This is a genomic window from Mucilaginibacter sp. OK283 (assembly GCF_900110415.1).
Classification (GTDB): Bacteria; Bacteroidota; Bacteroidia; order Sphingobacteriales; family Sphingobacteriaceae; genus Mucilaginibacter.
Genome location: NZ_FODR01000002.1, coordinates 128,598 through 151,195 on the forward strand (window position 1 = coordinate 128,598; position 22,598 = coordinate 151,195).

At 41.3% G+C, this 22,598-nt stretch carries 17 protein-coding genes and 1 tRNA gene; 11 read left to right on the plus strand and 7 right to left on the minus strand.

What is annotated here, in order from left to right; translation table 11 throughout:
- Positions 1 to 650 precede the first annotated feature (650 nt).
- On the plus strand, positions 651 to 2,120 hold the full coding sequence (locus BMX56_RS05335; RefSeq protein ID WP_090642015.1) for an RICIN domain-containing protein: 1,470 nt from the start codon (positions 651 to 653) through the stop codon (positions 2,118 to 2,120).
- 873 nt (positions 2,121 to 2,993) lie between these two features.
- Here the strand turns inward: BMX56_RS05335 and BMX56_RS05340 are convergent.
- A complete protein-coding gene (locus tag BMX56_RS05340) occupies positions 2,994 to 4,547 on the minus strand; it encodes a RagB/SusD family nutrient uptake outer membrane protein (protein ID WP_090642018.1) in 1,554 nt (517 codons plus the stop codon).
- Positions 4,548 to 4,558: 11 nt separating this feature from the next.
- On the minus strand, positions 4,559 to 7,702 hold the full coding sequence (locus BMX56_RS05345) for a SusC/RagA family TonB-linked outer membrane protein (protein ID WP_090642021.1): 3,144 nt from the start codon (positions 7,700 to 7,702) through the stop codon (positions 4,559 to 4,561).
- A 593-nt stretch (positions 7,703 to 8,295) separates the two neighbouring features.
- Between BMX56_RS05345 and BMX56_RS05350 the strand changes: the two genes are divergently transcribed.
- On the plus strand, positions 8,296 to 8,574 hold the full coding sequence (locus BMX56_RS05350; RefSeq protein WP_090642024.1) for a hypothetical protein: 279 nt from the start codon (positions 8,296 to 8,298) through the stop codon (positions 8,572 to 8,574).
- 138 nt (positions 8,575 to 8,712) lie between these two features.
- Here BMX56_RS05350 and BMX56_RS05355 read toward each other — a convergent pair whose 3' ends face one another.
- From BMX56_RS05355 to BMX56_RS05365, 3 genes are all read right to left on the minus strand, one after another.
- Positions 8,713 to 9,588, minus strand: coding sequence for an RNA polymerase sigma factor (locus tag BMX56_RS05355; protein ID WP_177183725.1), 876 nt, complete (start codon positions 9,586 to 9,588; stop codon positions 8,713 to 8,715).
- A gap of 48 nt (positions 9,589 to 9,636) precedes the next feature.
- Positions 9,637 to 10,413 (minus strand): SDR family NAD(P)-dependent oxidoreductase, encoded by a 777-nt coding sequence (locus BMX56_RS05360; RefSeq protein ID WP_090642029.1) that lies wholly within the window; start codon positions 10,411 to 10,413, stop codon positions 9,637 to 9,639.
- 351 nt (positions 10,414 to 10,764) lie between these two features.
- Positions 10,765 to 10,838: transfer RNA gene (locus BMX56_RS05365), tRNA-Met, on the minus strand.
- A 162-nt stretch (positions 10,839 to 11,000) separates the two neighbouring features.
- Here BMX56_RS05365 and BMX56_RS05370 point away from each other — a divergent pair.
- The 3 genes from BMX56_RS05370 (at position 11,001) to BMX56_RS05380 (ending at position 14,242) form a co-directional block, all read left to right on the plus strand.
- A complete protein-coding gene (locus BMX56_RS05370) occupies positions 11,001 to 11,381 on the plus strand; it encodes an START-like domain-containing protein (RefSeq protein WP_090642033.1) in 381 nt (126 codons plus the stop codon).
- A 109-nt stretch (positions 11,382 to 11,490) separates the two neighbouring features.
- The gene (locus tag BMX56_RS05375; RefSeq protein ID WP_090642036.1) at positions 11,491 to 12,909 is read left to right on the plus strand and encodes an LptF/LptG family permease; all 1,419 of its coding nucleotides are present in this window, start codon (positions 11,491 to 11,493) and stop codon (positions 12,907 to 12,909) included.
- Positions 12,910 to 13,036: 127 nt separating this feature from the next.
- Positions 13,037 to 14,242, plus strand: coding sequence for a bifunctional 3,4-dihydroxy-2-butanone-4-phosphate synthase/GTP cyclohydrolase II (locus BMX56_RS05380; RefSeq protein WP_177183726.1), 1,206 nt, complete (start codon positions 13,037 to 13,039; stop codon positions 14,240 to 14,242).
- A gap of 213 nt (positions 14,243 to 14,455) precedes the next feature.
- On the opposite strand, the gene BMX56_RS05385 is transcribed toward BMX56_RS05380, so the two are convergent.
- Complete coding sequence (locus tag BMX56_RS05385) at positions 14,456 to 18,841, minus strand: translocation/assembly module TamB domain-containing protein (protein ID WP_143065368.1); 4,386 nt, start codon at positions 18,839 to 18,841, stop codon at positions 14,456 to 14,458.
- Positions 18,842 to 19,100: 259 nt separating this feature from the next.
- Here BMX56_RS05385 and tsaD point away from each other — a divergent pair, with 259 nt between their 5' ends.
- From tsaD to BMX56_RS05395, 3 genes are all read left to right on the plus strand, one after another.
- Entirely contained in the window at positions 19,101 to 20,102 is a 1,002-nt protein-coding gene (gene tsaD, locus BMX56_RS05390) for a tRNA (adenosine(37)-N6)-threonylcarbamoyltransferase complex transferase subunit TsaD (protein WP_090642046.1), read from the plus strand.
- 87 nt (positions 20,103 to 20,189) lie between these two features.
- The gene (locus BMX56_RS30060; protein WP_177183727.1) at positions 20,190 to 20,360 is read left to right on the plus strand and encodes a hypothetical protein; all 171 of its coding nucleotides are present in this window, start codon (positions 20,190 to 20,192) and stop codon (positions 20,358 to 20,360) included.
- Between the two features lie 70 nt (positions 20,361 to 20,430).
- The gene (locus tag BMX56_RS05395; protein WP_090642049.1) at positions 20,431 to 20,826 is read left to right on the plus strand and encodes a contact-dependent growth inhibition system immunity protein; all 396 of its coding nucleotides are present in this window, start codon (positions 20,431 to 20,433) and stop codon (positions 20,824 to 20,826) included.
- 14 nt (positions 20,827 to 20,840) lie between these two features.
- Here the strand turns inward: BMX56_RS05395 and BMX56_RS05400 are convergent, their stop codons facing one another.
- The gene (locus tag BMX56_RS05400) at positions 20,841 to 21,428 is read right to left on the minus strand and encodes a glycoside hydrolase family 19 protein (protein ID WP_090642052.1); all 588 of its coding nucleotides are present in this window, start codon (positions 21,426 to 21,428) and stop codon (positions 20,841 to 20,843) included.
- Between the two features lie 274 nt (positions 21,429 to 21,702).
- Between BMX56_RS05400 and BMX56_RS05405 the strand changes: the two genes are divergently transcribed.
- The 3 genes from BMX56_RS05405 to BMX56_RS05415 are packed head-to-tail and all read left to right on the plus strand — an operon-like array spanning position 21,703 to position 22,594.
- On the plus strand, positions 21,703 to 22,002 hold the full coding sequence (locus BMX56_RS05405; RefSeq protein WP_090642055.1) for a hypothetical protein: 300 nt from the start codon (positions 21,703 to 21,705) through the stop codon (positions 22,000 to 22,002).
- Between the two features lie 17 nt (positions 22,003 to 22,019).
- Positions 22,020 to 22,211: a hypothetical protein gene (locus BMX56_RS05410; protein WP_090642058.1), complete on the plus strand. Its 192-nt coding sequence runs from the start codon at positions 22,020 to 22,022 to the stop codon at positions 22,209 to 22,211.
- Positions 22,202 to 22,594, plus strand: a complete 393-nt coding sequence (locus tag BMX56_RS05415) for a retropepsin-like aspartic protease (protein ID WP_090642061.1) — start codon at positions 22,202 to 22,204, stop codon at positions 22,592 to 22,594. Before BMX56_RS05410 ends, BMX56_RS05415 begins: the two co-directional genes overlap by 10 nt.
- Positions 22,595 to 22,598 lie beyond the last annotated feature (4 nt).

Consider the following 22,598-nt stretch of genomic DNA (forward strand, 5'->3'; position numbering starts at 1 on the left):
AAATTGAGGTTTGATACGCATTTTTCCTTAAGAATATATAGATCAAACTTTATTTAAACCCTAATTGGAGGATTCATCATCGCTCTTAAATATTAATCAAACCCCTACTGTGACGTTGAAACATTAAGTTTATAAGGCACTCAAATTTATATAATATTAATTGTATTAATAACAAGAATTCCAAATGTTTAGGAATTGAAAACAGCACCGATACTTGACGTTCAGGCGATAACGGGTTAAAAAAAGAAGAGGAATTGCGTTAAAATTCATTAAAATGACACTTTATCCCCGCAATATTGAGGCTTTACCCCCTTTTTAATTTCTGCTTTTTAAAAGAGATTTAGGTTAAACCATATAAACACGGATTTCCCATTTCCATTATTGCTTACAGTCATTTTTCAATGGCTAATCAAATTGCCGACCGTAACGTCCGGCAGTGATTAACGGTAATTGCTGGGCTGGAAATCTGGATTTTAATACCTCTGCCATGAGAATATTCAAATTATTACTGCATATGCATTCAGTTGTTTTGCAGCTAATCGATGTCATTATTTGCTTTGTGCCAACGCCGGGAAGATCACCGCCTTGTTTAAAAGTTAAAACCAACTGATTATAAAGAACTAATTATCTAATATTTTAATATAAAACTTATGAGAAAAAATTTAACCGCCCAGGCGCTATGCTGCCTGTTAGCCTTTATGATGGGCTGTTCAAAAAACACTATTCAAAAGAACCCTGATATCTCCGGCTTGTCGACAAAACAAAACCTTGCGCTTTCAACTACCAACACCAATGGCTTTCGTGGTATAAACTGGGCCGATCCTAATGGCAATGAAGGCGACGGAAGGGTTGTATTGCCAAGCGGTATGACTACATCGCTCACCGCAACCCAGGCTGCTGCTTTGGCCACCAGTATTTCAAGCGCTGTTAAAACAAGCGGCGGTACTACTATCAGGATGCCCATAAACCCATGGACGGCCTCAAGCTCTACTTATTGGCCTGTATACCAGGCTGCAATTAATGCCATTGTATCAAACGGCTGTAAAGTAATACTTTGCTACTGGCCGGTAGGTGTGCATCATGTACCGGATGTTACACAATGGACTACCATGTGGACAACTGTGAATAATGTTTATAAAAACAACACGTCTATTTTGTATGAACCTATAAATGAACCTGTGGATTATTCAAGTACCGATTTGAATAATTTATATGCCAGTTTCCTGACTACATTTAGTACGGCCGATGGGAAATGCATCCTGGACGGCACTGGTTATGCTGCTGACGTAACTGCAGTTGGCGCCGATTCAAGGTTAGTTAATCAATACCTGGGCCTGCACTGCTACTGGTGGTTCTGGGGATCGCATGATGTTTGGTCGGGCTATTACAGCGACATGTCAAGCAGGACCGGATCTTACGCGGCCCGTACGGTGGTTACCGAAGTTGGTATCGAAACATTCAGGAACATGAGTTTCTGGTGGCAATGGGATACTGGTGTATATGTTGATCAGGCATTTTTAACCGGGGCGCTTTCGTATGCCAGGGACAACTCTATGGGTACTATAGCATGGTCGGGCGTTAATGATATTGATACCTACCGCTGGTATAAGGCAAATAATAACCTGGTAGAGGTTAGCCCGGGCACCGCGAACATGTTCAGGTGGTCATGGAAACTTACCGCATCTCCTGTATGGCTGGGGCCAATTGCCGACGGGCGGTACAAGCTTCAAAATCGTGCATCGGGCCTTATGCTTGATAATTTGGGCAGCACAACCGATGGTGCTACCGTAGCTCAATGGGCATCGGGAACAAGCGCCAACCAGAAATGGAATGTAAGTTATACCGATGGCTATTATACGCTAAGCTGTGTAACCGGGAAAGAGTGCCTGGACACCGGGGGTAATACTACTGATGGCTCATCGGTTAAACAATATACAGTAGGCACCAGTACTAACCAGCGCTGGTCAATAGTTTCGGCCGGAAGCGGTTACTACAAAATAGTTAACCTTGCTACCGGGAAATGCCTGGATACTGGAGGCTTGACAACCAATGGATCTGTTATGCAACAGTGGACAAGCGGTTCGAGCTACAACCAGCAATGGACGCTTATTGCGCAATAAAAAAGTTAACAGTACCAAGTGGTAAGTCTGAAGTTGAATTTTTTCGTTTTTGACTTAGAGGCTGTCTAAAAATAAAAAACAGATGGTTATTGCTTCGTACTCGTGCGTCAAGTATTGGAATTTACATAAACATTCGCTTGAACACTGGCTACGGCTCACCCGGTATAGGCTACGCCCGACCACCCTCTCTTCACCTTCGGTGGAAAGAGGGTTTGTTGTTATTTATTTGATAATCAGTTATTTATTAAATCATAATTTTCAAAACCCTCTTTCCGGCGAAGCCGAAGAGAGGGTCGGCCAGCGCAGCATCGCCGGGTTGAGTTGTAGCCGACATGCGAAATATGTTGTTGTCCCTTCATTAGGAGCATAAAAACATTAGCAAATCAAATTTAGACACCTTCTTAGAACTTTAGGATAACATTATCCGTCAATTTATCGATGACATTATACTACATCGCGAGGCTGCCTTAAAAGGGCAGCCTTTTTAATTTTACGATTTATTTACCTTGCGATTGATAACTGAAAATTTGCGAAGCAGTGTATTCATCGATATAAAGGAGGATACACCTAAATTGCGCGATCATTTTAGTGTTAACCATGGTTAAATGCAATGTATTGATTATTAAATATTTATAAATATTTTATCTGAAATGTGTTAAGTTATGTTAACCCAATTAGATGCGTTTGCCCAGGGCGTTATAGGACTAAGTACCTTGCTGCAATACTTCAGATATGATGGGAGCTGCCAATTTCAAAACATGTACAAAGCAGATATATCGTATTTAAAACGAACCCCCCGATAAACCGCTATTGCAGTATTATCGGGGGCTATATCGCTAAAACGAAAGGAAATTTGTGCGATGACAGGACGCCTTAATATCCCGGGTTGTTTGGTAGCAATTTTTTGTTGATGTCAATATCGGCTTGCGGCACTGGCCATAGCCATCCTTTCCCTGCATCAAATGTCCGGGTATCTAACTTAACCTGTTTAAACTGCCAGGTAGCGGCACTTGCCGGATTACTCAGCAACGATTTGTCATATCCATAAACATCATGAACCAGGGATTGATCTTTCCAGCGTAACATATCTGCATACCTGGTGCCTTCCATAAAGAATTCAACCCTGCGCTCATGGCGTAATATTGCCCTTAATTGGGTTTGGTTTAAGCCGGTACCTTCTACATCTTCAACCCTGGGCATGCTTACCCTGGCCCGCACCTTGTCTATAAGTGTATAGATTTCGGTTGCGGTGCTTCCCGATTCAATCAGGGCTTCGGCACGTATCAGCAACACGTCAGCATAACGCATCAAAATAGTATTGAGGGAACAATTATTGGGGTCGGCAATACCTATCGCCGCGTATTTACGCGGGCGTGCACCAGACGGAACCACATCATTGGCAGGTATGTAGGTGGTTGTACCCCACAAAGAGCCAGGTAATACTACTGAAGCAGCCAATCTTGGATCGCGATTGACATACGGGTTTTGAGCATTGTAGCCCGAAGCAGAGTTGGTAACCGGTAATCCATTGGTCATGTAATATGAATCGATCAAATCAGCAGTGACGTTTGGAGTTGGCCAAACACTCAAAGATAAAGCAGATGATGGCCAGGGTTGTGACTGGGTAGTGGGTATATATTGGATGTCAAAAATCACTTCACTATTGTTTTCGTGTGCCTCATCAAACAGCGAACCATAGTTAGTATATAAACTGTAGGCGTTAAGATTGATCACATCCTGCGCGGCCTGTGCAGCATCGGCCCACTTTCCATTGTACAAAAGAGCTTTTGCCTTGTAAGCTAATGCAGCTCCTTTGGTTGCCCGGCCAACATCAGAACCCGAGTAGGAGGTTGGTAGTGCGGCTGCTGCCTCTGTAAAATCAGTTAAGATCTGCGTCAGCACGGTAGCTTTCGCAGTCCTTGAAACATATGCATCCGAGAGCGACAGTACACTGGTAATTAAGGGCACATCGCCAAAATAAGTAGTCAAATCCGTATAGGCATACCCTCGTAAAAACTTCGCTTCGGCCGACATTTGGGTTTTTACAGTAGCATCAATGCTTGCATTGGCAACATCCTGCAAAAACTCGTTGGCCCTTGAAATAATGGTGTAATCCTGGGTCCACTTCGCATATGGCGCCCAACTGTTGGTTGTGGTTTGCCATGCTCCAACTTCCTTTGAGCCCTGCCAGGCATCCTGGCAATAGGCATTATCCGATTCAAATTCAAACTGGAAAAAATGCGCCGGGGTGGCATTAGGTTGCAGTGCATTGTAAATGCCCACCAACGCCATTTTTACCTGGGTTTCGTTCTGGTAAAATGTCGAGGGCGACAAGCGGTCTTTTGGCGTTTTATCCAGAAGGTTTTTCTTGCAGCCGGCAAGATTAATAACAGATGCTAAGATTATGATTTTATATATAGTCTTCATGATTTTATCCTTTAGAAATTAACATTTATACCTGCAGTCATCACCCGCACCTGTGGATATGCCTCAGCTCTTGTTTGATCAGAGGTTTGTTCCGGATCAAAGCCTTTGAATTTGGTGAATGTGAAAGCGTTTTGTATGTTGGCATATATCCTAAGCGAGCTTAAACCTATCTTCTTAATGGCAGCCGGACTTAAAGTATATCCCAATTCAATATTCTTAACCCTTAGATACGACGCATTTTCCACGTAGAAGGAAGAGTGAATATTGTTTCTTACGCCATCCAATGTAACTCGGGGATAGGTATTAGATGGATTTTGTGGTGTCCACCTGTTTAACCACCAGGTACCAACGTTTGCAAAGCCGCTAAAAGGCGAAGCTATTTCATAGTAGGTATAACCCTGCATGCCTTGTACGCCTTGTAAAAACACCCCAAGGTCCAGACCTTTCCAGGCTGCATTGAAGTTAAAAGCATAGGTTATGTCAGGAAATTGCTTACCTATGATTTTGCGGTCGTGGTTTTGGTCAACTACGCCGTCACTATTGAGGTCGGCATATTTAATATCGCCAGGTTGCGCGTTGTAATCGCTTACTTTAACTACACCCGGTTTAAGCGTATAACTACGGCTTGCGTACGGAATGGATGCATCGCTGTTGTTTTGCCATGTAAAATCAGAAATCTGGTAAATGCCCGTCATCTGGTAACCGTAGAATGAATTTATAGCCGAGCCCACAACAATCGCTTTTGGAGAGCTGTACTGCTGAGGCACGTTCATGCTGATGATTTTGTTGACGATGTGAGAAACATTGAAGGAAGTTCTTAATTTAACACCATTGCCAAACGTTGTTTTATAGGATATGCCAAGTTCAAAACCTTTGTTTTGCACTTCACCGGCATTAGCCATTGGGGCCGACTGCGCAATTGTTAGTGGTATCGGCTGGGTCAATAAGAGGTTTTTAGTCCTTTTATCAAAATAATCTGCAGTAATTTCAATGTTATTGTGGAAAGAGATGTCAAGCCCCAAATCCAATTGCTGAGCTGTTTCCCAGGTCAAATCTTTGTTGGTCATTGCCGTAACGGCAACACCCGAGTAAAGCGTTCCGCCGAACGAATAATTCTGACCCGAACTCAGGATATCGCTGCCATTATAGTAATTATTTATATTTTGATTACCTAAACGCCCCCAGGAGGCACGAATTTTTGCAAAATCAAGCCAGCTCACACTTTTCATAAAATCTTCTTTTGATAGTACCCAGGCTGCTGAGAATGACGGAAATGTTCCCCATTGTTTACCTTGTGCAAACCTGGAAGAGCCATCTCTCCGGATATTAGCTTCAAATAGATATTTTTCGTCAAACGCATAGTTTAAACGGCCAAAAAACGAACGGAGGCCGAGATCGTAACTGCCAGAGTTATTGGTTTGTGTGGCCGCATCGCCAAGGTTCAATACACGTTGCGTGTTGTTAACAAAATGTGAGCGAAAGCCGCTTTGCCAATCATAGGTAAACTCCTCTTCGTTGTAACCGCCTAATAAATTGAATGAATGACGGTTAATTGTCTTATTATATTTCAGTAACCCGGTAAGCAATGAGTGGGCGTCAGTCTCGTTGGTTACATTAAGGTCTGATGGCAATTGTGTAGTTGTTCCATTTTGGTTTTTCAGCGTTACATTGGCATGAAAAGCATTTGCGTTAGTGGAGATAACATTATAACCGTAAGTAAGCTGCGCACTTAAACCTGGCAGAATTTTATATTCTGCTTCGGCCTGTCCACTAAAATTGTACCGTTTTGTCAGATTGGTACTACCTTCTTTAATTTCCCCGTAGTAGTTACGTTCGCCGTTAACAGAAACCCAGTTCCCACTTGCATCCTTAAGCGGATGTATAGGCGCCAGGGTAGAATACCATTCGGCATTCCAAAGGTCGGTAGGTTCGCTTTTTACACCCAAATTCCCGGATACATTCCCGGAAACACGAAGCCTTTTATCTTTTAGATGGTAGGTATCGAGGTTGAGACGGAAGTCTGTTTTTTTGTAATTGGTTGCCACCAGGATTCCATCCTGATCCAGATGCCCCAGCATAAATGCATAATTGACGTTGTCGCTTCCTCCCGTTGCGCTTACACGATGGTTTTGCATATAGGCGTTTCCATAATAAACCTTGAAATAATTGATATCGGGGTATAATGGGTTGTTGTGCGCCGCGTATTTTTGAATTATCGAATCCGGATAGGCCGGTGCCGATCCGGTATTTACTGCCGCCTCGTTGTAAAGCGTGGTATATTGAACAGAGTTTAATACATTGGGCAGCCTTGTCGGACTTTGAATCCCGGCATATCCACTATAGTTAACACGAAGTTTGCCTGCTGATCCCCGTTTAGTGGTAATTAAAATAACGCCGTTTGCAGCACGATTACCATAAATAGCAGATGATGCGGCGTCTTTCAACACTGAAATTGATTGAACATCGTTAGGATTTACGTCGCCGATGCTGCCGGGAAAACCATCAACTAACACCAATGGGGAATTATCTCCAAAAGTACCTACCCCACGAATATCTATAACCGTGTTGTCATCTCCGGGTTTACCCGAACTTTGCAGTGCAAAAACACCAGAAACAGTGCCTTGTAAAGCCTGCCCGGTATTTGTCAGGGGCCTGCTTTCCAAATCCTTTGTATTTACAACGCCTACAGAGCCTGTCAGGTTTTCTTTCTTCTGCGTGCCGTAACCTACTACAACCACATCGTTCAGGGTTTTCATTGAAGGTTGAAGTTTTATTGCGATATCAGTCTTTCCGCTTACTGCAATTTCAACTTTCTCGTATGAGATATAGGTTACAACGAGTACGGCATTTTCCGGCACATTCGAAAGTTGAAAGTTACCCTTTAAATCACTCAGGGTACCTTTATTAGTTCCCTTTATACTAATAGAAACGCCTACCAGCGGCTGGCCATCAATAGCGTCTACTACAGAGCCTTTTACAGTTATCGCCGCCTTATCAGCCGCTATATGGGCAATTACGGGGCTATTGTTGTGAGTTATTAAATTGGGGGTTAACGCGTTTGCGCCAATTGGCAATATAAATAATGCCAAAGTTTTAAACGTAGTGCGAACCCCTCTGGAATACAAATAATTTGGAAAAAGTAATTTTCGTTTCATAATTGGGTTATTAAAATTTAAACTGGTTAGTTCTGTGGGCAAGGGCAGTTATATGTTAATGCAGTTGGCTATTCCGCGGCGACAAACGTAATATTGGCATACAATGCAGCCCCCGGAGTTAACTATAACAAGCAATTGCCAGGGCCGGGAATTTATCCCGGCATTTTCGTCGATGTGTTTTAATAAGACGCTGGTGGCTTCTCTTTTTTCAAAGCATGCGCTGTTCTTGGAATTTTCCTCATGATGGTGTTTAATTAATAGAGTAATTGGTTAATATGAATCGTCATTTTGAGACGACCATTCAAGAGGGCAAAGTCTTTGAAAAACGCTAAAAACAAAAGGGGCTAACCTGCAAAAAAGAAGGGGCAAAAAGGGAGTTTTAGATTGAAAAAATACTTTTAGGCGGTTTCGCAGTGAAAATTTGTCCGGAAAAATGAAATGTATTCCATTCCACGTTATCTGTGATCTTTTGAGTTTCGCTATGTTGAAGTAAATGCCTTAAGTCTTCTCTATGAGCAAATTTCATGCGAACACTGCTGCCCCAAAAACAGTCTCTTTGTAAACCGGTGATTAATTTAAGGGAGATAATTTTGATGGAAAATATCAAACTGTTAAAAGACGAAAAAAGAGCAAGTCAATTGATTGAAAAACAGTCTGCTATAACATATTTGTTAGTTGTTTTAGAACCCCTTGCTTTAAAGGACTGGAATAGGATTGAATTGTATCTGGTGCTGATTTTTAGTAACATATATAGTGGTTGGAAAAACAGAAGCATTGAAATATGCATTTCAATGCCGTTTTCTGCTTTAGTAGGCCTGACTGGGCAAATTTCGAACTTTTTCTTCGAGGATTTGCGTAAAACGGCGTTTTAGCTGGCAAAGCTCCAATGTATAAAGATCTGTTTGCCGATATATTTGGTCGGGGTGTATTAACCGGCCAGCGGCGTGAACGGACAACCCTATCGGCATTAACGAGCCTTTGCGCTTGCTAATCAGGACTGTAAAGCTTTCTCAGTTAAGGTTGAACATAGTTTTAATCTCACTATTAAATAATAAAGACTGAACAATCTCATTTGCAACTTCATGTTTTTCATAATTTTGTGCTTTAAAAAAGCTCATGTAGTTGTCCTCCATCAATTGGTCAAGTTCATCATTTATTTGAGGTGAGACCGACCGGATTGTTTCTACAGCTTCAGGCATAAATTTTCTCTGAGTCGGTTCCACTTTGCCTTCTTTAATAAACCCCATTGTTTTTTTATGACAACGGCAAGGATTGGTGGGATTCACCAATCCACACTTATTTTCCATGAATTGAAAAAGGTCAGCCCGGGCTCTCGACAATTGTTTCCGGAAATTTTCCGGAGAAATGTCCAACAGTGGCGCAGCTACAGTAGATTTCATGTTAAAGATAGCTCCCAGTATAAAAATAATTCTTTGCTGTCTGTCCAAACAAAGCAACATGCCACTCATGCATTTATTCCTTGTATCATCAATCAAATCGCTATAAATGACCTGCTCTTCAACACTCATTTCTTCAGATGCATGCGCATTTTCGAGAAAATCACCAAGTTCTTCAAAGGAAGCCGTTTCCAGCCTCCTCTTATTGCCCTGGTTTTGGATGAAATGGTTGAAAACTATACGGTACAACCATGTTCTGAAACTGCTTTTGCCCCGGAATTGGCTTAATTTGGTCACCATTTTTATCAAACCTTCCTGGGTTAGGTCAGCAGCATCTTCAGCATTTCGTACTAATCTCAACGCGACATTATAAACAAATCGCTGATGCAGCTTAATCAAGCTTTCCAAAGCTGATTTTGATCCTTCCTGTGCCTCTTTTATAAAACGCATTTCCTCATTGGTATCATAAGCGACTAAAAAAGGATTCATCGTATTTCTATTGGAAGAAGACATGTTCAGAACATCTAAATTTAAGAATTAATTTCGTCCTGCCATAACACCCCCGTCGACATCCCAAATGGCACCGGTCACCCACGATGCTTTTTCCGAAAGGAGGTATACAATTGTATTGGCCACATCTTCTGGTTTTCCATTCCGGCCGATCGGCTGAAATCCATTAAAACCTTTTAAAGCTTCAACAGCAGCTTCCTGCCCTCCAAAAACCTTATCATATACTGGTGTTTCAACGACTGCCGGAGACACTGCGTTAACCCTGATATCATATTGTGCAAGTTCCATTGCCAAATGCTGGGTTAAAGAGTGCAGCCCCGCTTTCTGCATTGAATAAGCAGATGAAGGTGTGGCCCTGACAGATTGCTTTGCCCACATTGAACCGATATTAACTATGGAGCCGTTTTTATTATTAGCCATTAGTTTGGCTACAGCCTGTGTTATAAAAAACAATCCTCTATTTAAATCAAGATAGGAATCATAGTCAATAGAAGTATGATCCAAGAATGGCTTTGGGCTAAAAATACCGGAAGCATTAACCAGATAGTCAACCCGGCTTATAATAGTATTGCCGAGCTGATTTATGAAATCAGCGGTTTGCAGACGATCTGTCAAGTCAACTTTGTAACCTTTAATATTTCCACTGCCAGACAATTCGTTAATAGTTTGATCTATTTTAACCTGATTTTTGCCAACAATAACTACTGTAGCTTCATTTTGTAGTAACAATGCCGTTGTGGCTTTACCAATTCCGCTTGATCCTCCAAGTACCAAGGCGGTTTTACCTTTAAATTCGTTTTCCATGTTTTCGTTTTATCATTAGACACCTTTATTAAAAAGTGTGACAACCGCCTGAAACAGTAAAGAAATTCGGAGTGATTAATAATACAACATTGTTTCTACCCAACAAATGACACTAGTTCTATCCGGACGACTTTATAAAAATTAACCTAATGAGTATTCCTGCGCGGTAAGCGAAGTAAGCTATGTATAACATGAGTGTAAGGCTTTTTTAAAGTTTAAGTTGTAATAAGATATTTATTATCAATGAGTTGTGATTGAAATATTGATAATTAAATATTGTTAACGATTTTTCAGTGCCCGCTAAAAATGAAAAAGCCCGCTACGATTTATCGTAACAGGCTGATTTTCACGTAGCGGGGAGCAGGATCGAACTGCCGACCTTAGGGTTATGAATCCTACGCTCTAACCATCTGAGCTACCCCGCCGTTTTTATTTTAATCCTCTTTTTACATGGTTGTTAAAAAGAGCAGCCCTGTTTATAAAACAATGGGCTTCCTTAAAAAGGTTTGCAAATATAGCAGAAATTCGTTTTCTTTAGAAAAAATGTTAACATTTACTGCATAACCTGTTTTCAAGTATAAACCCCGATGTCCGAAAAAAAGAAATTTACTATTGAGTATGAGATAAAATCATCTCCAAGAATACTGTTCACGTTCCTAAATGAGCCTAACGGGTTAGCACAATGGTTTGCCGATGATGTAAATGTTCGTGACCAGGTTTTTACTTTTACCTGGGACGATGAACCGCAAAAAGCCAAACTTATTTTAGTTAAAGAAAATAAACTTGTAAGGTTCAAATGGCTTGAGGACGAGCCGCAATGCTATTTTGAAATGGAAATTTTGCAAGACGAACTAACCAATGATGTAGCCCTGAGCATCACCGATTTTGCAACGGAAGACCAGATCCCCGAACGAAAACTGATATGGGATAACCAGATTGATTACCTCATTAGCGTACTGGGCGCGTAAGGCCAATTTAATTTTAGCTAATTTTGTATTACCAAACGCTAATTTTGCGTTAATGAAAATTAACCTGCACCGTTGCGCGTTTTTTATCCTGTAAATACAAATTGCCCCGATGAAAAAGATCCACCTTTTACTGCTTAAATCATTTATAAGGCCTTTTGTAAGCACGCTGTTCATCGTAATGTTTGTGTTGCTGATGTTGTTTTTGTTTAAATACATCGACGACCTTATAGGTAAAGGCTTTGCCTGGTATATCATCCTGGAGCTGATGATGTATAACTCGGCAACCAACGTGGCAATGGCGCTGCCGCTATCGGTATTACTATCAACCATTATGACTTATGGCGCACTGGGCGAAAATTATGAGTTGGTGGCTATTAAAGCTGCCGGCATTTCGTTACGCCGGGCAATGTATCCCATGATAATCGTTGTATCAGTATTAAGTATCGCTGCATTCTTCTTTTCAGATTATATGCTGCCGATAGCTAACCTGAAATATTACTCCTTATTGTATGATGCCCGGAAGCAGAAATCGGCCGATTTACTGCCCGAGATGATATTCAGTTCGAGCTTTCCGGGCTACACCATTCGTGTAACCAAAAAAGATCCTGACGGGCAAAGGCTTTATGGTATTATTATTTACAAAAAAAACGAGGAAACCAATAATACCGAAGTGACAATGGCCCATGAAGGTACCATGTTTCGTACTATGGGTGATAAGTTTTTGGTGCTAAAACTAAAGGATGGTGTAAATTATGTGGAATCAAAAAGCGACGGTGCCAACTATGATTTGCGGCAACGCTTCACCCGTTTCCGTTTTAAAGAAATGGAGCAAAAATTTCCGCTGGATGCCTTTAAAATTAGCCGCACCGATGAAAATGAGTTTAAGTCGGCATCGCAGATGATGAATTTGAGGCAGCTTAAATTTTTTGTTGATTCGAGTCAAAAGGCCACGGATGCCGCTGTAATGCTCAATTATAAGCTTATTACACCCTACATCAAGTATTTTAATTTACCGGCCAAATCAAAAGTGAAATATATTGCTGCCGATAAAGATGTACTAAAAAGTATGAAAATTGCAGATCAGCAGATGGCCTTATCAAGCGCTGCATCTGAAGTTCGGTCAGTAAAGGATTTTTTAAAAAACCGTGCCGATAAATATAATAACGATGCATCTACCATCCGCCGATATGATTCGGAAGTGCAAAAGAAATATACCTTATCCGCAGCATGTATCGCTTTATTTTTAATAGGTGCTCCCCTGGGCGCTATTATCCGCAAAGGTGGGCTGGGGCTTCCGGTGGTGATTTCGGTGATATTTTTCCTTATCTATTACATTATATCAACCATAGGCGAAAAATCAGTAAAGGCAGGTAATGTTAATACTGTATTTGGCATGTGGGTAGCTATTATTGTGCTAACGCCCATCGGGCTCTTCCTTTCCTATAAAGCCGCTACCGATTCGGTGATATTTGATATGGAGGCCTATAAAAGATATTTTAATAAAATCTTTAAACGCAAGGACGCCTGACACGCGCCCCGCCTCCAAAATCATTTTACATAGTACCGACCAGAATCATTTTAATATAGTTTAAATTTGTTTAAACTTTAATACATCATGGCACCCTTTTAGGCTTGCCATACGTAATATACACATAATGTTAAATACAATACAAGAAGCTATAGAAGATATACGGTCAGGGAAAATGATCATTGTGGTTGATGATGAGGACAGGGAAAATGAAGGTGATTTTTTAACCGCTGCCCGCAATGCAACCCCCGAAGCAATAAATTTTATGGTACGCCATGGCCGCGGCCTGGTTTGCGCACCTATTACGGTAGATAGAGCCCGCGAACTTGAACTGGAGCCGATGGTGAGCCACAATACTACGTCGCACGAAACTAATTTTACGGTCTCTGTTGATTTATTAGGGCACGGTTGTACAACCGGCATATCGGCTACCGACCGTTCAAAAACAACACTGGCATTAATTGACCCCGCCACCAAACCTGAGGATTTAGGAAGGCCAGGGCATATATTCCCGCTTATTGCTAAAGATGGAGGCGTTTTGCGCCGGTCGGGCCACACCGAAGCCGCTATTGATTTGGCTGTTTTGGCTGGTTTTGAACCCGCCGGAGTTATATGCGAGATCATGAAAGAAGATGGTGACATGGCCCGCCTGCCCGATCTGCTGGTTATGGCAAAAGAATTTAACCTGAAAATTGTATCTATAAAAGACCTGATAGCATACCGTTTAAATGCCGAAACGCTGGTTAAAAAAGAGGTTTCGGTGAAAATGCCTACCGAGTGGGGCGATTTTGAAATGATTGCCTATACCCAACTGGATACCGGCGAAAATCACCTTGCCCTGGTAAAAGGTACCTGGGAGCCCGGTGAGCCTATTTTAACCCGGGTACACAGCTCATGTGTTACCGGCGATATCTTTGGATCATGCCGCTGCGATTGTGGGCCACAGTTGCACAAAGCAATGGAGATGATAAGCAAAGAAGGCAAGGGGGTTGTTGTTTACATGAACCAGGAGGGTCGTGGTATAGGCCTTATCAATAAGTTAAAGGCTTATCACCTGCAAGAGAACGGTTATGACACCGTTGAAGCAAATGTTAAATTGGGCTTTAAAATGGATCAGCGCGATTATGGCGTTGGGGCGCAGATATTACGCAGCCTTGGAATTTCAAAAATGAGGCTGATGACCAATAATCCTAAAAAACGCGCAGGCCTTATTGGCTACGGGCTGGAGGTTGTTGAAAATGTACCTATCGAAATAGCATCAAACCCACATAACGAATTATACCTGCGTACCAAACGCGACAAAATGGACCATGCCATTATGCGCGATCATTAAGATTTTAGATGTGCAGATTACAGATGTGCAGATTTTAGATTACAGATGTGCAGATGCAGAGAAATTAGATAATAAAAAGCAGGTTGATTAATGTCAGCCTGCTTTTTTGCATTAAAATCTGTCTTTTTCATTTTCAAATTACCAAATTTTCAAATTTTCTTCATCTGCATATCTGAAATCTGCACATCAATATTTCATCTGCACATCAATCTACTAATCATCGTCATCCGGTTTGGTAACAATAGGATTGGGGTTTGTTACCGGTAATGGTGTTACCGGGGCCTGGGTGCGTTTGCCGCTTCTGAAAAGGTTGCGGATAAACTCGCGGAAGGTGTCAAAATCCCGTTGATAAACTAAGCCCAACCCGTTTACATACTGTGGTAGTAACTGGTTATTTAAATTGTTTAAGGTGGTACTGTTTAATATCCGGTACGAGTACCTGGCAGTTAAGTTACCATCTTTCCTGATGCGGTACAGGGCTTCAAAATCCTTGTTAATATTGTTAAAGCTTTGATTGAAAAGTGTAGTGTTATTGTTGTTGAATAAATCGTTTGAGGCCGTGTTGGTAAACAAACTTCCGTTGAATGAAAGCCTGTCATTAAAGAAGCGAAGCGAAGCGCTGGCTTCATTAAACGAGCGGATGTTTAAATCAAAGTTTTTAATGTTTGATTGCGCTATCAGGTTATTTAGTTTATTAAAAGCGAACTCGGTAACGGCATCGCCGGCTGTGCTTATTACCTGGTTGGTTAAACTGTTATTACTGCCCGACGAAAACTGCCTGCGCACAATAATGCTTAACGCCTGCTGGCTGCGGTTGTTATTATCAGACAGGTAAGTAGCCACATCATCCTTTACCGAAGGGTCGGTAGGGAAGTTAAAGTCAAAGTCGATAACAGGTAATAATAACGATTTGGTTAGTATTAGCTCGGCCTGTACCAATACCTGCTTGTTGCCCTGCGGCGATTGCAAGCCCGCGGCCGTATATAACGGCGAACGATCTGTACGTACCTCGTATAACGCTTTTAGGTTTATTTCGGCGTTTGCCGGGTTGCCTGTCCACCTGATGGTACCGCCCTGGCTTACTGTAAAGTTTTTACTGATAAAGTTTTTGGCCGTAAATTCAAATTTGCCCGTGGTTATTAAAAAGTCGCCATACATTTCAAAATCGCCCAGGCTGTTAATGTTCAGCTTTAGGTTATTGGCCACGCCGCTGCCTTCCAGCAAACCATAATCGGTGGCTATTCTTACAACGGTTTTTTCATCGGCGGTTAAATCAAAATTAAGGGTTACACCATTAAATGCACGCTCTTTGGCAACAACCTTCGCGGTATCGCTATGACTTACAAATTTTATAAAATCATATTCGCTTGCTGTTGATGAGGTGTTAAGCGGGATATTGAAAATTGTGCCGGCCTCGGTACGCGCGGTTATATCAATCTTCATGTTATCAACCGGGCCTTTGAAACTAAAATTACCGGTTCCGTATGCTGTGCCATAGTATACGTGGTTATTCTTAAATGTGGTATTCAATGCCAGCAGGTTTTTGGCAACAAGGTCAACCTCGATATCCGGGTTAGATGGGTTGTTCAAATCTATAGTGCCATTGGCAGTTCCTGTGCCGCCTCGCTTATCTTTAAGCACCATGTTATCTATCTTAATAATGCTGTTAGCCACGTTTACCCTGGTATTAACCGTATACGCTGTTTTTAAATAATTAACCGTTACTCCTGTATTTACCAAAGTCACATCACCGTTTAATTTTGGTTTCGACGGGCTGCCCGAGAGCTTCAAATTGGTAGAAATATTTCCTTTAACATCCGACACCAGGTCTTTAATGAATGGCTCAAAGATGATGGCCTCGGTTTGATTCATTTTTACATCAAAGTCCAGGTTATCTTCAGTGTCTTTACCAAAGGCGTATATCCCCGATAGGTTCATGGTTTCAAGGCCGCGGTTAACAATGTTTAATTTCATGTCGGCCTGCTTGCGGTCGTTATCCAGTGTTGATACCAATTTTACATTACCAATAAGCGTTTTGTTCATGGTAAGCGAATCGATAGTCAGCTTGGCATCAACACCTGGATCTGCGGTAATGGCGGTCATATTTACATCGCCATTGAGGTAGCCCTTTAAAAATATGCCCGATGTTTTGGTGAGCTGGTTAAGCGTACGCATGTTAAATTTCTCAAACGTGAGTTTTAATACATCAGTAGGGTTATCAGATATAAAGCCATTTATCCTGACCTTTTGACTTCCGTTTGATAACTCAAACCCCGTTACCTGTGTTTTGCCATTAAGTAGCCGGATGCGTACCTGCTCCTGTATTTTCCACTTTTCATGCTCCAGGATCACGTCTGAGGGTAGTAGTTTTAATTTGGCTGTAGTGTCTTTGCCAAATTCAACCAGGCCGTAAAGATCCAGCTGGTTTACAGCATTTTTATCGGATAGCTTAACGTTAAAGTTTAAACTATCGTTTTTAAGAAAGTTGGTTATGTTAATGTCCTTGATAAAAAGGCTGTCGGTTAGGTCAACCCTTTTTAGCGAAACGTTAAGTCCCAGCAAATTATCGGATGTGCTCTCGTCAATAATAAAATCATGAAAAACCGTTTTGCCAATTTTAAACGTTTTTATATAGCCCGATAGCGTAGCTGTTTTGTTATTGGAGTCAAAATGGCCCGTAAAATTCCCCTGATCAGGTATTTTTAATTGAGGTAAAAATATCGATGTCAGCGGATCGAGTTTTTTTAGGGTGAGGTTAAAATCAAACTCTTCTGGTTTAGGCGGTACAATAGTAGTTTGCAACGATGGAATGTACTTTTTAACAATGGTTTTAAAATACGATGGGAGGGTAGCAAGGTCAAAACTGCCTTTAATATTGGCATCGGCAAAGTCAGATTTGAGGGCTATTTCCCTGGCATTACCGCTGCCGCTGGCCGATAGGTAGAGTGAATCGGCCTGGTAATTATTACGTGGGTCCACAATCTTTATCGGCGATAGCAAAATATTGCCCTGTAAATTTTTAAGATCGTTGCCGCTAAATGTGGTTTTTAGCTGCGTACTAAGGGTGATGGTATCTTTTATCAGTTTTAAGGCGTTTAGTTTGGCATCCTTAATGGTGGCTGCTAAATCATACGCGGGCAGTTGGCCGTTTAGGTTTACCTTTCCTTTCAGGTCGAGCTTTATGTTTTTATCGTTAATGGTGATATGCCCGTTAGCAAGTTTTTTTATAAACGAGCCATTGATGGTAAGGTTATTATAGGTGTAATTATTAAAATCGATGTATTTAATTTTAGCATCCCCTTTTTCGCTCAAGGTTTTAAGGTCGTCGCCGCTGCCCTTTATGTTTGATGTAAACGTGGTGCGGCCCAGGCTGCTTTCATCAAGCAAGGTGCCCAGGTCAAAGTTAAAGGCATCCAGTTTGCCGCTGTAACTGGGGTTTCCTTTTTTGTCGATTTTTAAATTAATGTCCGAATCAAAACGGCCAAGCTTAGTTTTGAAAATACCGTAGGCCACAAAATCGTTTTGCAAACCGCTAAATCTGCCTGTGAAATTGACGTTACCAAACTTGTTGATAATATCAGGCACTTTTAGGTTGGGCTGGCCCGAAAAATGACTGATAAGATAATCGATATCCTTTTTGTTAGATGCTATCTGGTCAAAGCGCAGCTCCAGGAAGGTATTATCCCAATCGGGCAAACCTCTTAAATTAAAGTCGCCTTTTATAAAGGTAGCCTGGCCTCCGGTTATTGTAACTCCTTTTGATTTTATGTTACTAACCGTCCCGTGGGCACGACCGTCTAAACCAAGGTCGAAAGTTACTTTTTCGAGCCCGCTGGTAAAGTAGGCGATATCTGCCGATGATACCCGCGACGATTTAAAATCGCCATCCATATAGACCTTAGTGTTAAACTCGTCAAAATCGCTAAACGATTTAAATTTCATCCTGAAATAATCTTTCAAATCAGAATGCCCGGTTTTTAAATGAAGGTTTTGTGCCAGGATCTGGTTAGTATCTATAGTGATATTTGATGTTAAATTTTTAACGTAAAACCCGCTTTTTTCTGCAAGGGTTAGCTTTTGCACATTGCCTTTAAACAGGTGGTTTTTGATATCCATATTTAAAACCACCGTGCTAAAATGTTTTACGTCGATATCGTCAAAATTAACCTGGGCCATTGCGGTATCAATCAGCTGGTTTTTGTACCGGAAGTGGAAGTTGTTAATGGTGATCTTATCAAAATTCAGCGTCCAGGGTTTGCTGGCGGTTGTTGCGGTATCGCCAGAGTTAAAATAGTTGATAATAAAATCGAGGTTGGTAGTACTATCCTTTTGTTTTTTCAGGTAAAAAGACCCGTTATCAAGCTCAATGGCCGAAAAAGTAATAAGCCGTTGTTTGATGCTGTTAAAAATAGAGAACCCATTAATATCTACTGCCAGCTTTGGGGTATTCAGCAGCGTATCCTTCTTTTTATCCAGTACATATAAGCCTTCAATAACTACGGTGCTAAAAGGCCTTATGTAAAGACTTTTTATACTTACTGTAGTACGCAATTCATCCGACAGATATTTGGTCGCTTTTTTAGCGGCCCATGTTTGCACGGGTTTATATTGAAAAGCCAATAAAAGTATGCTAAGTGTCAATAATATCAACAACACCAGCCCGAATACTATTTTGAGTGCTTTTTTAATAACTTTGCTTTTTATTTAGTGATTTAGCGAATTATTGAATTAGTGATTTAAAACTCATCAATTACAATTAAGGCATTGATTAGTTTGATGATCTTTTATTAAGATCGGAAAATTCAGCTAAACAGGAATTCACTAACTCACTAATTCATTAATTCAATAATTAAAACAAGTGCCTGTAATATTAGGAATTGAATCTTCTTGCGATGACACATCTGCCTCTGTTTGCGTTGATGGGGTTATCCTGAGCAATGTTATTGCTAACCAAAGCATTCACGAGGCATATGGTGGCGTTGTCCCCGAGCTTGCCTCAAGGGTACATCAGCAAAATATTGTTCCTGCCGTTCAACAAGCACTATTGAACGCAAAAGTAAACAAAAATGATATTGATGCGGTAGCTTTTACCCGCGGGCCGGGCCTTTTAGGCTCATTATTAGTTGGCGTGTCATTCGCCAAGGCATTTGCGCTTGCCCAAAACGCGCCATTGGTGGAAATTAATCACATGCAGGCCCATATCCTGGCCCACTTTATTGGCGATCATAAGCCCGTGTTTCCATTTTTATGCCTTACCGTATCGGGCGGGCACACGCAAATAGTTTTGGTAAAAGATTATTTTGAAATGGAAATTATTGGCCAAACACTGGATGATGCTGCGGGCGAAGCAATGGATAAAACCAGCAAGATACTGGGCTTACCTTATCCGGGTGGCCCGCTTATAGATAAATACGCGCGGCAGGGTAATGCGGATGCTTACAAGTTTCCCGAGCCGCAGATCCCGGGCTTTGATTTTAGTTTTAGCGGGTTAAAAACGTCGATATTGTATTTTATTCGCGATAACGTGGCTAAGAACCCCGATTTTATCAGCGAAAACATGGCCGATATTTGTGCCTCGGTTGAAAAACGGATAGCAACCATACTGCTTAATAAATTTGAAAAAGCCGCAAAACAGTACGGCATTAAACAATTGGCTTTGGCCGGCGGTGTATCGGCCAATACAGGTTTAAGGTTGGGACTACAGGCGCTTTGCGAAAAAAACGGCTGGGAAAGCTTTATTCCGGCTATGCAATATTGTACAGATAACGCCGCAATGATTGCAATTGCCGGCTACTATAAATATTTAAAAGGTGAATTTTCGGGGCAGGAAATTGCACCCATGGCAAGGATGATATTTTAGCCCCCTAACCCCCTAAAGGGGGAACAGGAGGGCATTTGACTTTATTAATAATTTAAAACTCCCCCTTTAGGGGGCAGGGGGCTTCTTATGAACATTCCATCATTAATATTCTGGGCGGTATTTGTGCTGCCGCTGGTTGCATTTTTAGTATGGCTAATGCGCCAGGATAAAAAGAAAGGTGTTACCGGGCTTATTGTATTGGCCATTACCGTTATTGGCGGTATTATTTATATGTACGTTAAAACGGGTGGCAAATAATTAGTTGAGTGGTTGATTGGGTGATGAGTAGTTGATTAAGTTAATGGCTTACACATGTTGATTATATTTTATGAAACTGGAAAATAATTGGCGCTACAAATCACTACAAAACCTGGAAAAGATAGGCGTTGAAGATCCGGCAGCGGCGCCAACACCACTTGTACGGCGCTGCCTGGAGCTATTGAAGCTCCCGCTAAATGAATTTACTACCGGGGATTTGCGTTTAATGATAGGGCAGGAGTTTAGCTTGCCATATCTTGTACCGCTTGCCATCGAAGAACTTACAGAAGATCTTTTTGCCGAGGGCGATTACTACCCCGGCGACTTATTAGCGGTTGTGTTAAAAATTAAAACTGCCTTTTGGGAGGAAAACCAACAATTATTTAACGCTATAACAAGCTTAATAATCAACCGGCATGGCCAAATTAAGGAAGCCGGAATTTCCCTGGGCTCTTTCGCCGCCTAAATTCCTTTGGTTATTTACACCGGGGCAGTTAACCCTTTATAAAACGTTTGAGCATATCCTGCAATAGTTGCTGCCTGGTCAAGGCCGTTAATTATTTTGCGGGCGTTTACCCAGTCGGTTAACTCGGCTGTGAAATATTTGCCAAGGCTCTTGCCCGTAAACAGGCCACCAACCATCCCTTTAACCATAATGTTTGCAGCTATAGTTGGATCTAAGGCCAGTTCTGGATTTCCGAGCAGGTCAACATGCAGTAAGTGGCCCATGCTCTCGTAATTCTCATACCAGGTTAGTTGTACATAGCCCCTGCCGTAATATAATTTATCGGGAGTGGTATAGGGTATCCGGTGACCGGGGCCGGTCCCCATTTTTAATTTTTTACCATAGTCATGGCCCGCGCCCTTGCCAAATTCGGCTATTGGCTGCATTTTTTTGGCGCATTCATGAAACACAGTAGCCAGCATGTACGCTGTTTTGCGGTTATCGGTTATACCAGCTGCAGCAATAGCCGTTAAAATAGTTTCGATGCCATCAATCTGGCTTTGAGAGAAGTGTCCGCCAAACATAGGACGAATGGTGTCATAAAGGTGTTTTGTACCCGACATAAATTGAAGATTTAGAAGTTAATAGCCTGTGGCCGTTATCGTATCTTTTACAGATAGATATTGTTGGAAGAGGAAAAAATAAGATGTTAGGCCGTGTTATGTAAATATAAGTATTTTTGGTAAAATATCAAAAAGGATGTAGGCTCAAGCCATAATCATAATATTGTTTTCTTGTGATTTAAGTAACAAATAAAATAGTTTATATTTTTATTGGACTTTATGAATTAAATGGTAAATTTATTTATACATCTAAACATATTTAAATCTTATCATTATGGGGATTTTTTTCAAGCAGTCCGCCAATGTAGGTGCTAACACAGAGGTAGGTGATAGTGCAGAAATAATTGATCAACAATCTTCGGAAGTTGTTGCCGATACAAATACTACTCTAATATGGGGGCGATTAATTTTTGCTATTGTTCTTCTTCTGGTAATTTTATTTACTGGATTATATGCTGGGCAAAAAAAGCCTTTGGAAGAGTGGAGTAAGGTACTTATTCATTCGTTCGAGCTTTTATTAGGAGCCTTTATCGGAATAATAACAGGTGAATCAGCTTCAAAAAAAAACGATTAGCACAAATCAAACGCAATATGGACCCAGCTCAAATTTGGCTTTATAGTCATTGGTCAGAAAATGATTTGCCCAATAATCAATGGATAGCAGTGTCGGCAAATGGGATCATTGCACAAAATGAATCGTTAGATATCGTAATAAGTGAAGTTCAAAACTTAGCTCAACCAGACGTTATTTATTCCTTTATAACATTTGATATATGGCAGTAGTAACCTTCCCAAATTCCAAATTATATGTTGGTAGCTCGTTAAAGCCTTTAGCAGATGTAGTCTTAATTGGGCCAGGCGGTCGTCGATTTAGAATTGCTGCAGCATTAGTAGATACCGGAGCGGATTTTTTTCAGGTTCCTGAATCTGCAGCCCGTGCTGTTGGTTTATTACCCGGAGGCACGTATACAGTTGTAAGTGTAAGAACAGCTGGCGGTATAATCACAATGAAGAAGTTGAGCGCTGTTCAGATTGAAATAGAAAGTGCATTAGTTACCATCGAAGTTTTATGTAGTCCTTTGGGTATAAGCACTCCATTAGTTGGTCGAAATGCACTTAGGGCATTATCCAATATTGGTTTTAGTACTATCGATTGGATGTGGTAACTAA